The following is an 11976-nucleotide window of genomic DNA, read 5'->3' as shown; positions in this document are numbered from 1 at the left end:
GCAATGCCTCGTTTTGCAGCTAATTTATCCATGATGTTCACCGAAGTGCCTTTTATTGAACGCTTCGCCGCAGCGCGAAAAGCCGGGTTTGATGCTGTGGAATTTCTGTTTCCCTATGACTACTCCACCCAGCAAATCCAGCAGCAACTGGCGCAAAATCATCTGACGCTGGCGCTGTTCAATACCGCTCCCGGAGATGTTAATGCGGGGGAATGGGGATTATCCGCCCTTCCCGGACGTGAGCACGAAGCACGCGCAGACATCGACCTGGCACTGGAATATGCATTGGCGCTCAATTGTGAACAAGTCCATGTGATGGCAGGCGTCGTGCCCGCAGGCGAAGACGCTGAACGGTATCGGGCTGTTTTTATCGATAATCTCCGCTACGCTGCCGACCGCTTTGCGCCGCACGGCAAGCGAGTTTTGGTTGAAGCACTCAGCCCCGGCGTTAAACCTCATTATCTCTTCTCCAGCCAGTATCAGGCACTGGCTATTGTTGAAGAGGTTGCGCGAGATAACGTGTTTATTCAACTAGATACTTTCCATGCGCAAAAAGTGGATGGCGACCTGACGCATTTAATCCGTGATTACGCCGGGAAATATGCCCACGTACAAATTGCCGGACTGCCCGATCGACATGAACCGGACGATGGTGAGATCAACTATCCGTGGCTGTTCCGCCTGTTCGATGAAGTGGGATATCAGGGCTGGATCGGTTGTGAATACAAACCTCGTGGCCTCACCGAAGAAGGACTTGGCTGGTTTGACGCCTGGCGCTAATTCGCTCAATCCCTAATTACAACGTACCCATACATCCCCCCATCTACGGATGGGGTAGGTTAACTATAACTTTCAGACAGGGTTTCCCATGTCCACAATTACATTGTTATGCATTGCGTTAGCTGGCGTAATCATGCTGTTGCTGCTGGTCATCAAGGCAAAGGTACAACCATTCGTTGCTCTGCTCCTCGTCAGCCTGTTAGTCGCACTTGCGGCGGGTATCCCGGCGGGCGAAGTGGGTAAAGTGATGATCGCCGGGATGGGCGGTGTGCTTGGTTCCGTCACTATTATTATTGGTCTGGGCGCTATGCTGGGGCGTATGATCGAACACTCTGGTGGTGCAGAGTCACTGGCTAATTATTTCAGTCGCAAGTTAGGTGACAAACGAACTATCGCTGCGCTGACTCTGGCTGCGTTCTTCCTCGGTATTCCCGTCTTCTTTGATGTCGGCTTTATTATTCTTGCGCCAATCATTTACGGCTTTGCCAAGGTCGCCAAAATATCGCCGCTTAAATTTGGCCTGCCGGTCGCCGGGATCATGCTCACTGTTCACGTGGCAGTACCGCCGCATCCAGGCCCCGTTGCCGCTGCCGGGCTACTCCACGCAGACATCGGCTGGCTGACCATAATCGGTATCGCAATTTCTATTCCTGTAGGCATTGTCGGCTATTTTGCAGCGAAAATAATCAATAAGCGCCAATATGCGATGTCGGTGGAAGTACTGGAACAGATGCAGCTGGCACCAGCCAGTGAGGAAGGCGAGACAAAATTAAGCGATAAAATAAATCCGCCGGGCGTCGCGCTGGTCACCTCATTAATTGTTATTCCTATCGCGATTATTATGGCGGGTACGGTTTCCGCAACGCTAATGCCAGCCTCGCATCCCCTGCTTGGTACGCTGCAACTGCTCGGCTCACCGATGGTGGCTCTGATGATTGCGCTGGTGCTGGCATTCTGGTTACTGGCCTTACGTCGCGGCTGGAGCTTACAACACACCAGCGACATTATGGGCTCAGCCCTTCCCACTGCGGCGGTAGTGATTCTGGTTACTGGTGCCGGTGGGGTATTTGGCAAAGTGCTGGTGGAGTCTGGCGTCGGTAAAGCCCTTGCCAATATGTTACAAATGATTGACCTGCCTCTGTTGCCTGCGGCATTTATTATTTCTCTGGCGCTGCGCGCATCGCAGGGTTCAGCCACCGTAGCAATCCTGACAACCGGTGGATTACTCTCGGAAGCGGTGATGGGATTGAATCCGATTCAGTGCGTACTGGTGACACTGGCGGCCTGCTTTGGTGGGCTTGGCGCGTCACATATTAATGACTCAGGGTTCTGGATTGTGACCAAATATCTTGGCTTGTCGGTAGCAGACGGTCTGAAAACCTGGACAGTGTTAACGACCATTCTCGGTTTTACCGGATTCTTAATTACCTGGTGCGTATGGGCGGTAATTTGACCTTAATAAAAAGGTCCGATGGGCATCGGACCTTTTTATTTAGCGCTTATCTTCCGCCAGCAGCGGCGGAATGCTCGGCACCATCGGCGCGTCATCAATATCTTTTTGCGTCATACGAAACGCTTCCGGGTAATGTTCGCGGCTGGTGCGGCGTAGCGGTTCGGTATCGCGCCAGGTATAAAGGCAATGCTGGCACTGGTAAACCGTCCAGACATCTTTCACCGGCGATTTCGCCATCACTTCAATCTGTTCATCGGCACAACGTGGACAAATCATCTTGTTCTCCTTATTTACGTGCGGCCAGCATAGCAGTCAGTTTTTCAGCCCAGGCTTTGGTTTCCGGTAAATCCACCACCGGCTGGCTGTAGTGACCACGGTTGTCCGGGGCGACAGGCGTGGTGGCGTCGATAATCAGCTTGTCGGTGATCCCCGCCGGGCTTGAGCCTGGGTCGAGTTCCAGCACGGACATATTCGGCAACTGCACCAGGTCGCCCGCCGGGTTCACTTTCGACGAGAGCGCCCACATCACCTGCGGCAGGTTGAACGGGTCAACGTCTTCATCGACCATAATCACCATCTTCACATAGCCCAGACCGTGCGGCGTGGTCATCGCACGCAGGCCCACCGCGCGGGCAAAGCCGCCGTAGCGTTTTTTGGTGGAGATAATCGCCAGCAGGCCGTGGGTGTACATGGCGTTTACCGCCTGCACTTCCGGGAACTCAGCTTTCAGTTGCTGATACAGCGGCACACAGGTAGCTGGCCCCATCAGGTAGTCGATTTCGGTCCACGGCATACCGAGATAGAGCGATTCGAAAATCGGTTTCGTGCGGTAAGAGACTTTATCGATGCGCACCACGGTCATGTTGCGCCCGCCGGAGTAGTGGCCGGTAAACTCACCGAACGGCCCTTCAATCTCGCGTTTGCGGCTTTCGATAACCCCTTCGAGGATTACTTCCGAGCCCCACGGCACATCAAAACCGGTCAGCGGGGCGGTAGCGATCGGGTATGGGCTTTCGCGCAGTGCGCCCGCCATTTCGTACTCAGACTGATCGTATTTCAGCGGTGTAGCGCCCATCAGCGTGATGATCGGATCGTTACCAAGGGTGATGGCTATCGGCAAATCTTCGCCACGCTCTTCCGCTTTATGCAGATGCAGGGCGATATCGTGCATTGGCACCGGTTGCAGGCCGAGCTTACGCTTGCCCTTCACTTCCATACGGTAGATGCCGACATTCTGCTTGCCGAAGTTATCCGGGTCGAGCGGATCGCGGGAAACCACGCAGGCTTTATCGAGATAGAAACCGCCATCGCCATCGTTCAGGCGAAACAGCGGCAGAATATCGAACAGGTTGATCTCGTCGCCATCGACGGTGTTCTGCGCCCAGGCAGGATTGGCGCGGCGTTCCGGGGCAATCGGGAAGTTATCCCAGCGGCGGATAAACTCATCTATCTGCTTTTTGACCGGGGTGTTTGGCGGCAGGCCGAGGGAAATCGCGTGGTTCTGCCAGGAACCGATGGTGTTCATCGCCACTCGCGCATCGGTAAAGCCGCGAATATTATCAAACCACAGCGCGGGTGCGCCGTCGCCGATACGCCCGGTGGCGTTGGCAGCAGCGGCCAGATCTGGCTCGGCGTTAACCTCTTCACTGATTTTCAGCAATTGCCCCTGGTCGTCGAGCGCCTGTAAAAAGCTGCGTAAATCATCAAAAGCCATTATTCATTCTCCAGAGAAAAACTCCCGGACTGCGGCAATCCTTGCCAGCGCCTGGCTTGAGGATGTTCGAGGCCAAACTGATCCATCACGCGGGCAACCACGTGGTGGACAATGTCATCTACCGTTTCGGGATGGTTATAGAAGGCAGGCATGGGCGGTATCATCGCCACGCCCATACGGGAAAGCGCGAGCATATTTTCAAGGTGGATAGTACTGAGCGGCATTTCACGCGGCACCAGCACCAGCTTGCGCCCTTCTTTGAGAACAACATCAGCTGCGCGCCCCACCAGCCCATCGGCATAGCCAGCACGAATACCAGCCAGCGTCTTCATGCTGCACGGAATAACGATCATGCCATCGGTACGAAAGGAACCTGAGGAGATAGTCGCCGCCTGATCCGCCGGGTTATGGCAATGGTCTGCCAGGGCAGCGACATCGCGGACGCTGTAGGGCGTTTCCAGTTCAATGGTAGTTTTCGCCCACTTCGACATCACGAGATGTGTTTCAACACCGGGCATCTTCTTTAGTGCTTGCAGTAATGCCACACCAAGAGGCGCACCTGTAGCCCCAGTCATCCCGACGATCAGTCTCATTTTTTATTCCCTTAATTGTTCGTACACGAACGTTATTATTAACATACCCTTCTATTCACGTAGCGGCAAGTGCGGAAAAGTAACAACATCTTCTTCGTCACTAAAAAACCGCTATGATAACGGCAGAGAATTAGCCCGGAGTTTACATGGCGTTACGAAATAAAGCGTTCCATCAGTTACGACAGCTTTTTCAGCAGCACACGTCTCGCTGGCAGCATGAGTTACCTGATCTGACCAAACCGCAGTATGCGGTGATGCGCGCTATTGCTGAACACCCCGGTATAGAGCAGGTTGCGCTGATAGAAGCAGCTGTCAGCACGAAGGCAACGCTGGCGGAAATGTTGGCAAGAATGGAAAATCGTGGCCTGGTCAGACGAGAGCATGACACCGTCGATAAGCGACGGCGCTTTGTCTGGCTGACTGCGGAAGGAGAAAAGGTACTTGCAGCGGCGATCCCCATTGGTGACGGCGTGGATGAAGAATTTTTGGGGCGTTTGAGTGGAGAAGAGCAGGAGCTGTTTATGCAGCTGGTGCGAAAAATGATGAACACATAACGCTGTCGCATCTTATCCAGGCGACAAAACACACCGACTCACCAACCAAAAGAAAAAGGCCAGCCTCATATGAGACTGGCCTTTCTGACAGATGCTTGCTTATTCGCGGAACAGCGCTTCGATATTCAGCCCCTGAGTCTGCAAAATCTCACGCAGACGGCGCAGGCCTTCAACCTGAATCTGGCGAACACGTTCACGGGTGAGGCCAATTTCACGACCTACATCTTCCAGTGTTGCCGCTTCGTACCCCAGCAAACCGAATCGACGAGCCAGCACTTCACGCTGCTTGGCGTTCAGTTCGAACAGCCATTTGACGATGCTTTGTTTCATATCGTCATCTTGCGTGGTGTCTTCCGGACCGTTCTCTTTTTCATCGGCCAGGATATCCAGCAACGCTTTTTCGGAATCACCACCCAGCGGGGTGTCTACCGAGGTAATGCGCTCGTTAAGACGAAGCATACGGCTGACGTCATCAACTGGCTTATCCAGTTGCTCTGCGATCTCTTCCGCACTCGGTTCGTGGTCCAGCTTATGGGACAACTCACGTGCAGTTCGCAGGTAAACGTTCAGCTCCTTTACGATGTGAATCGGCAAACGAATAGTACGGGTTTGGTTCATAATGGCCCGTTCGATCGTCTGGCGAATCCACCAGGTTGCGTAAGTTGAGAAGCGGAAACCACGTTCCGGGTCAAACTTCTCAACCGCGCGGATCAGCCCCAGGTTACCCTCTTCGATAAGGTCCAGCAGCGCCAGACCACGATTGCCATAACGGCGGGCAATTTTTACCACCAGACGCAAGTTACTCTCGATCATCCGGCGGCGAGAGGCGACATCACCACGCAGTGCGCGACGCGCAAAATAAACTTCTTCTTCGGCCGTTAACAGTGGCGAATAACCAATCTCACCAAGATAAAGCTGAGTCGCGTCCAGCACACGCTGTGTTGCGCCCTGCGATAACAGCTCCTCTTCGGCCAAATCGTTATCACTGGGTTCCTCTTCAACTAAGGCCTTTTCGTCAAAAACCTCAACTCCATTCTCATCAAATTCCGCGTCTTCATTTAAATCATGAACTTTCAGCGTATTCTGACTCATAAGGTGGCTCCTACCCGTGATCCCTTGACGGAACATTCAAGCAAAAGCCTGGTTCCGCCGATTTATCGCTGCGGCAAATAACGCAGCGGGTTTACGGATTTCCCCTTGTAACGAATTTCAAAATGCAAGCGTGTTGAACTGGTTCCGGTGCTACCCATGGTCGCTATTTTTTGCCCCGCCTTAACTTCTTGTTGTTCCCGGACCAGCATTGTGTCGTTATGGGCGTAGGCACTCAGGTAATCATCATTATGTTTGATGATAATCAGATTACCGTAGCCGCGCAGCGCATTACCGGCATAAACAACGCGGCCATCTGCGGTCGCGATAATTGCCTGTCCTTTGCTACCTGCGATATCAATCCCCTTGTTGCCTCCCTCAGAAGCACCAAAGGTTTCAATCACTTTGCCCTCAGTCGGCCAGCGCCAGGTGGAGATCGGCGTACTGGTTGTTGTACTGCTGACAGTTGGCTCGGTTGTGCTTGCTGTTGGTACCGTTACAGGCGCTGTGACCGTGGTCGCAGTTGGCTTGTTGTTCGGCAACATTTTGTTAGCACTCTGTTCACCCGAAGATTCAGAATACGTAATTGTCGGTTGCGACGCAACAGCAACGGTGGAATTTTGTGCAGGCTTGATCACAACTCCTTGCTCTGCTGCGTCGGCCTGGGTAATGGCATTTCCGCCAGTGATTGGCGTACCGGAAGCATTCCCCACCTGTAAGGTCTGACCTACGTTCAGAGCGTAAGGCGCCTGAATATTGTTGCGTTGGGCAAGGTCACGGAAATCGTTGCCAGTAATCCAGGCGATATAGAAAAGTGTGTCGCCTTTTTTCACGGTGTAAGTACTGCCGCTATAACTGCCTTTCGGAATATTCCCGTACTGACGGTTATAGACGATGCGTCCGTTTTCCATTTGCACAGGTTGTTGGGCAACAGGCTGTACCGGTTGGATTTGCGGCTGTTGAGCCGATTGAATTTGTGGCTGTTGTACCGGCTGAATTTGCGGTTGCTGCGTTGTAGACGTCGTCCCCATTTTCGGTGGCGGCGTAATCAACATACCAGAATTGGTATTTGCAGGCGCATTGCCATTGACGGAGCTGACCGGTGCCGGTGGATTTGAAGTGTCAGAACAGCCAGCCAACCATAGCGAAACCAGTGACAAAGCCGCAATACGGCGAACGGTGAATTTTGGGCTTCCCGCGCTCATTTATCCCCCAGGAAAAAATTGGTTAATAACCAGTGACATAATTACCGTGCAAGGCACTCTACTGAACACTGGAAAAGATGTTCACGATACGCTGACCTGCTGCAAAATAACCAGGAAAATTCCAGGTATTTTCCTCACGCGCTAAGCCAGCTCCCCCTTTACTAAGGGAACAAAGCGCACAGCCTCCACGGTGTCGATAATAAATTCGCCTCCCCGACGACGCACCCGCTTTAAATACTGGTGCTCTTCCCCTACGGGTAAGACGAGAATGCCGCCTTCATCCAGTTGCGTCATTAACGCTGTCGGGATTTCGGGCGGTGCAGCCGTTACAATGATAGCGTCAAACGGCGCACGTGCTTGCCAACCTTGCCATCCATCACCGTGACGGGTTGAAACATTGTGTAAATCAAGATTTTTCAGACGTCTGCGCGCCTGCCACTGCAATCCTTTAATCCGCTCGACCGAGCATACATGCTGGACAAGATGTGCCAGAATTGCTGTTTGATATCCTGAACCAGTGCCGATCTCCAGCACTCGCGACTGCGGCGTCAGTTCGAGTAATTCAGTCATTCGCGCCACCATATACGGCTGCGAAATTGTCTGCCCCTGACCTATCGGCAACGCGATATTGTCCCAGGCTTTTTGTTCAAACGCTTCATCGATGAATTTTTCACGCGGCACGGCAGCAAGTGCATTAAGCACCTGCTCATCCTGAATACCTTGCGCACGTAATTGATCCAGAAGTGCTTGTACGCGTCTGCTTACCATTGCGTGCCAACTCCCACGCTGTTTAACCAGTCTGAAACCACATCTTGCGCGTTGTGCGCGGTTAAATCTACATGCAGCGGCGTGATGGAGACGTAGCCTTCATCTACCGCAGCAAAATCGGTCCCCGGACCGGCATCACACTTACCGCCCGGCGGGCCAATCCAGTACAGCGTATTACCGCGCGGATCCTGCTGCGGAATCACTTGATCTGCCGGATGCCGTGTACCGCAGCGAGTCACGCGGATACCTTTAATCTGATCCAGCGGTAAATCAGGTACGTTGATATTGAGAATACGTCCGGTACGCAGCGGCTCTTTACACAGTGCGCGCAAAATGGAGCAGGTGACTGCTGCAGCAGTGTCGTAATGTTTATGCCCGTCAAGTGAAACGGCCAGCGCCGGAAAGCCTAAATGACGGCCTTCCATCGCGGCGGCTACCGTGCCGGAATAAATAACATCATCACCCAGATTCGGCCCGGCGTTAATACCCGAAACCACAATATCCGGGCGCGGACGCATCAGAGCATTCACGCCAAGATAGACACAATCGGTCGGGGTTCCCATTTGCACGGCAATATCACCATTTTCAAAGGTAAACGTGCGCAGGGAGGATTCCAGCGTCAGGGAATTTGAAGCGCCGCTGCGATTACGATCGGGGGCGACCACCTGAACGTCAGCAAACTCACGCAGAGCTTTCGCCAGCGTTTGTATACCGGGCGCATGTACCCCGTCATCATTACTCAGCAATATGCGCATAATCACCTGTTGTGTTGATAAGTTCCCTGACAACGCTGGTTGCAAAGCTTCCTGCCGGAAGCCAGAAACGGATTTCGACGGTGACGTCATCCCACCAGTTCCAGCTTAATTGTTGCGGATATAACAGCATCGCTCTGCGCGCCGCCTCAACTTTTTCGCGCACCAGTAAGGCTTGTAATTCAGTTTCTTCGGCGACAGCTGCTTGTTCGAATGCCAGCGCCTCACGCTGGGTTCCCCATTCGCCGCTACCCGGCATTGCAGCTGTAATTAACAGCTCTTTATCGTTCACGCGACGCTGTAATTCCGCCAGTTCTTCGTTAGTGGCAACAAACCAGCTGCCGCGCCCGGCTAATTGTAGCGCATCACCGTCAACAACCTGATTAACTTCTGCTTTTTTGAGACGCTCAGCAACAATCTGATTAAACAACGCACTACGAGCTGCCGACAACCAAAAACTACGCTTATTGCGATCGCGCACCGGAGTATTGGTTTGCGCCCAGCGCAACGCGCCCTGCAAATTACTACCACCAATACCAAAACGTTGCGCGCCAAAGTAATTCGGTACACCTTTCACGCAAATATCGATCAATCGCTGTTCAACGTCATCACGATTGCTCACTTCTCGCAGCACCAGGGTAAAGGCATTACCTTTCAGCGCCCCTAAACGCAGTTTACGTTTGTGGCGCGCATACTCCAGTACCTGGCAGCCTTCCAGTTGAAACGCGCTCAGATCAGGCATCTCTTTACCCGGTACCCGAGCGCATAACCACTGTTCCGTAACGGCATGTTTGTCTTTCTGCCCAGCGAAGCTGACTTCACGGGCATGAATTTTCAGGAATTTCGCCAGTGCGTCGGCCACAAAACGGGTATTGCAACCGTTTTTGAGGATTCGCACCAGGATATGCTCACCTTCACCATCAGGCTCAAAGCCTAAATCTTCCACCACCACAAAGTCTTCCGGGTTGGCTTTCAGCAGCCCGGTTCCTTGCGGTTTGCCGTGGAGGTAAGTGAGATTATCAAATTCAATCATTTTGTTGCCTTAATGAGTAGCGCCACCGCTTCACAGGCAATCCCTTCCCCACGTCCGGTAAATCCGAGTTTTTCCGTAGTAGTGGCTTTCACGTTAACATCATCCATATGGCAGCCGAGATCTTCGGCAATAAACACGCGCATTTGTGGAATATGTGGCAGCATCTTCGGTGCCTGAGCGATGATAGTGACATCGACGTTGCCGAGGGTATAGCCCTTCGCCTGAATGCGTCGCCAGGCTTCGCGTAGCAGCTCGCGGCTGTCAGCGCCTTTAAATGCCGGATCTGTATCCGGGAATAGCTTGCCAATATCCCCCAGCGCCGCTGCACCAAGTAATGCATCGGTCAGCGCGTGCAGCGCCACGTCGCCATCAGAATGTGCCAGCAGCCCTTTTTCATAAGGGATGCGCACGCCACCAATGATAATTGGGCCTTCGCCGCCAAAGGCGTGAACATCAAAACCGTGTCCAATTCGCATTATGTATTCTCCTGATGGATGGTTCGGGTGAGGTAAAATTCGGCAAGCGCCAAATCTTCCGGGCGCGTGACTTTAATGTTATCCGCTCGGCCTTCGACAAGCTGCGGATGAAAACCGCAGTATTCCAGCGCTGAGGCTTCGTCAGTAATGGTAGCGCCTTCATTTAAAGCGCGTGTCAGGCAGTCATGTAACAGCTCACGAGGGAAAAATTGCGGCGTAAGCGCGTGCCATAAGCCGTTGCGATCAACGGTATGAGCAATGGCATTTTTGCCTGGCTCGGCGCGTTTCATCGTATCGCGCACCGGCGCGGCGAGGATCCCTCCCGTGCGGCTGGTTTCGCTCAACGCCAACAGACGCGCGAGGTCATCCTGATGCAGACAAGGGCGAGCGGCGTCATGCACCAGTACCCACTGCACATCGCCAGCGGCTTTCAGACCTGCCAGCACGGAATTAGCACGCTCTTCACCACCATCAACAACGGTGATTTGCGGATGATTCGCCAGAGGAAGTTGAGCAAAGCGGTTATCGCCAGGGCTTATTGCAATGACGACACGCGTCACCCGGGGATGCGCCAGCAGCGCATGCACCGAGTGTTCAAGAATGGATTGATTACCGATTGAGAGATATTGCTTAGGACATTCCGTTTGCATTCGGCGGCCAAATCCGGCCGCCGGAACCACGGCGCAAACATCCAAATGAGTGGTTGCCATGTTAATTCCTGGGCTGATTTATCGATTGTTTTGCCCCGCAGACTGCGCGCGCTTCGACGCGTCAGGCACCAGACGATAAAAAGTTTCGCCCGGCCTGGTCATGCTGAGTTCATTACGCGCACGCTCTTCGAGCGCCTCCTGGCCGCCATTGAGATCGTCAATTTCGGCAAAAAGCTGATCGTTTCGCGCTTTAAGTTTCGCGTTTGTAGCTTGCTGTGCCGCCACATCATCATTGACGCGGGTATAGTCATGTATACCGTTCTTACCGAACCACAGCGAATACTGTAGCCAGACCAGAATAGCCAGCAACAGCAGCGTTAGTTTACCCATCCTGCCCCCTGAAAAACGGCATCCTCATCCCATGCATCCGAAGACGACTCTACATCCTCTGTTGGGGATACCGCGACAACGCGGGCAAATGTACCACATTTGTCCACTGTTACGTATACCCAGGGCGCGCAGAACATAATCTCATTATTGGTTACGGTTTGAATTATGGACAGAATGAACAGGAAAGAACAGATTAGCCCAACAACCACATAAACAGTGCACCAAACATAATGCCAACGGTGATAAAAGTGAAAACAATACTGTAGCGTAATTTCCCGTCCATCAAGGAATGCAGCGCAATACCTACCACCACCGCAACAGGCATCAGCGCCAGAAAGAAAGGCCAGGTGTAGATAAAGAAAAACAGCGTGTTAGAGCCATAAATCAACATCGGAATCGCCAGTGCACACAGCCAGGACACAAAACCGACCACGGCCCCTGGTAGCGACCATGTGGTTTCTTCATCCTCGGTAAGGCTATCACTATTTGTTAGTGTAATGTTATGGCTATTACGCATAT

The 11976-nt window shown here is 52.9% G+C and carries 15 protein-coding genes; 3 read left to right on the top strand and 12 right to left on the bottom strand.

The window, feature by feature from the left end; genetic code table 11:
• Positions 1–3 precede the first annotated feature (3 nt).
• Both D9736_RS08480 and D9736_RS08475 read left to right on the top strand, forming a co-directional pair.
• Positions 4–780 carry an HPr family phosphocarrier protein gene (locus D9736_RS08480; protein ID WP_130258112.1) on the top strand — a complete coding sequence of 259 codons (777 nt, stop codon included), beginning with the start codon at positions 4–6 and terminating at the stop codon, positions 778–780.
• Between the two features lie 88 nt (positions 781–868).
• Positions 869–2233, top strand: coding sequence for a GntP family transporter (locus D9736_RS08475; RefSeq protein WP_130221535.1), 1365 nt, complete (start codon positions 869–871; stop codon positions 2231–2233).
• A gap of 39 nt (positions 2234–2272) precedes the next feature.
• Here D9736_RS08475 and D9736_RS08470 read toward each other — a convergent pair whose 3' ends face one another.
• The 3 genes from D9736_RS08470 to D9736_RS08460 are packed head-to-tail and all read right to left on the bottom strand — an operon-like array spanning position 2273 to position 4540.
• On the bottom strand, positions 2273–2509 hold the full coding sequence (locus D9736_RS08470) for a non-oxidative hydroxyarylic acid decarboxylases subunit D (protein WP_015963262.1): 237 nt from the start codon (positions 2507–2509) through the stop codon (positions 2273–2275).
• Positions 2510–2519: 10 nt separating this feature from the next.
• A complete protein-coding gene (locus D9736_RS08465; RefSeq protein ID WP_130258111.1) occupies positions 2520–3947 on the bottom strand; it encodes a non-oxidative hydroxyarylic acid decarboxylases subunit C in 1428 nt (475 codons plus the stop codon).
• Positions 3947–4540 carry a non-oxidative hydroxyarylic acid decarboxylases subunit B gene (locus tag D9736_RS08460; protein ID WP_130258110.1) on the bottom strand — a complete coding sequence of 198 codons (594 nt, stop codon included), beginning with the start codon at positions 4538–4540 and terminating at the stop codon, positions 3947–3949. The genes D9736_RS08465 and D9736_RS08460 overlap by 1 nt, the downstream gene beginning before the upstream one ends.
• A gap of 146 nt (positions 4541–4686) precedes the next feature.
• Between D9736_RS08460 and D9736_RS08455 the strand changes: the two genes are divergently transcribed.
• On the top strand, positions 4687–5094 hold the full coding sequence (locus D9736_RS08455) for a MarR family transcriptional regulator (RefSeq protein WP_130258109.1): 408 nt from the start codon (positions 4687–4689) through the stop codon (positions 5092–5094).
• Between the two features lie 99 nt (positions 5095–5193).
• Here D9736_RS08455 and rpoS read toward each other — a convergent pair whose 3' ends face one another.
• From rpoS to D9736_RS08410, 9 genes are all read right to left on the bottom strand, one after another.
• Entirely contained in the window at positions 5194–6186 is a 993-nt protein-coding gene (rpoS, locus tag D9736_RS08450) for an RNA polymerase sigma factor RpoS (RefSeq protein WP_000081550.1), read from the bottom strand.
• A 62-nt stretch (positions 6187–6248) separates the two neighbouring features.
• A complete protein-coding gene (nlpD, locus tag D9736_RS08445; protein ID WP_130214482.1) occupies positions 6249–7388 on the bottom strand; it encodes a murein hydrolase activator NlpD in 1140 nt (379 codons plus the stop codon).
• 141 nt (positions 7389–7529) lie between these two features.
• Positions 7530–8156, bottom strand: a complete 627-nt coding sequence (gene pcm, locus D9736_RS08440; RefSeq protein WP_000254703.1) for a protein-L-isoaspartate O-methyltransferase — start codon at positions 8154–8156, stop codon at positions 7530–7532.
• On the bottom strand, positions 8150–8911 hold the full coding sequence (gene surE / locus D9736_RS08435; protein WP_001516955.1) for a 5'/3'-nucleotidase SurE: 762 nt from the start codon (positions 8909–8911) through the stop codon (positions 8150–8152). Before surE ends, pcm begins: the two co-directional genes overlap by 7 nt.
• Positions 8892–9941, bottom strand: a complete 1050-nt coding sequence (truD, locus tag D9736_RS08430; RefSeq protein ID WP_130214484.1) for a tRNA pseudouridine(13) synthase TruD — start codon at positions 9939–9941, stop codon at positions 8892–8894. Before truD ends, surE begins: the two co-directional genes overlap by 20 nt.
• On the bottom strand, positions 9938–10417 hold the full coding sequence (ispF, locus tag D9736_RS08425; protein WP_001219242.1) for a 2-C-methyl-D-erythritol 2,4-cyclodiphosphate synthase: 480 nt from the start codon (positions 10415–10417) through the stop codon (positions 9938–9940). The genes truD and ispF overlap by 4 nt, the downstream gene beginning before the upstream one ends.
• Positions 10417–11127, bottom strand: a complete 711-nt coding sequence (gene ispD / locus D9736_RS08420) for a 2-C-methyl-D-erythritol 4-phosphate cytidylyltransferase (RefSeq protein ID WP_130214486.1) — start codon at positions 11125–11127, stop codon at positions 10417–10419. Before ispD ends, ispF begins: the two co-directional genes overlap by 1 nt.
• A gap of 18 nt (positions 11128–11145) precedes the next feature.
• Positions 11146–11457: a cell division protein FtsB gene (ftsB, locus tag D9736_RS08415; protein ID WP_000517476.1), complete on the bottom strand. Its 312-nt coding sequence runs from the start codon at positions 11455–11457 to the stop codon at positions 11146–11148.
• A 193-nt stretch (positions 11458–11650) separates the two neighbouring features.
• Positions 11651–11974 (bottom strand): DUF3561 family protein, encoded by a 324-nt coding sequence (locus tag D9736_RS08410; protein WP_064528120.1) that lies wholly within the window; start codon positions 11972–11974, stop codon positions 11651–11653.
• Positions 11975–11976 lie beyond the last annotated feature (2 nt).

It is taken from the genome of Escherichia sp. E10V10, from assembly GCF_004211985.1.
Classification (GTDB): Bacteria; Pseudomonadota; Gammaproteobacteria; order Enterobacterales; family Enterobacteriaceae; genus Escherichia.
The sequence above is the reverse complement of the archived record's forward strand: the minus strand, read 5'-3'. Positions and strand labels throughout refer to the sequence as shown.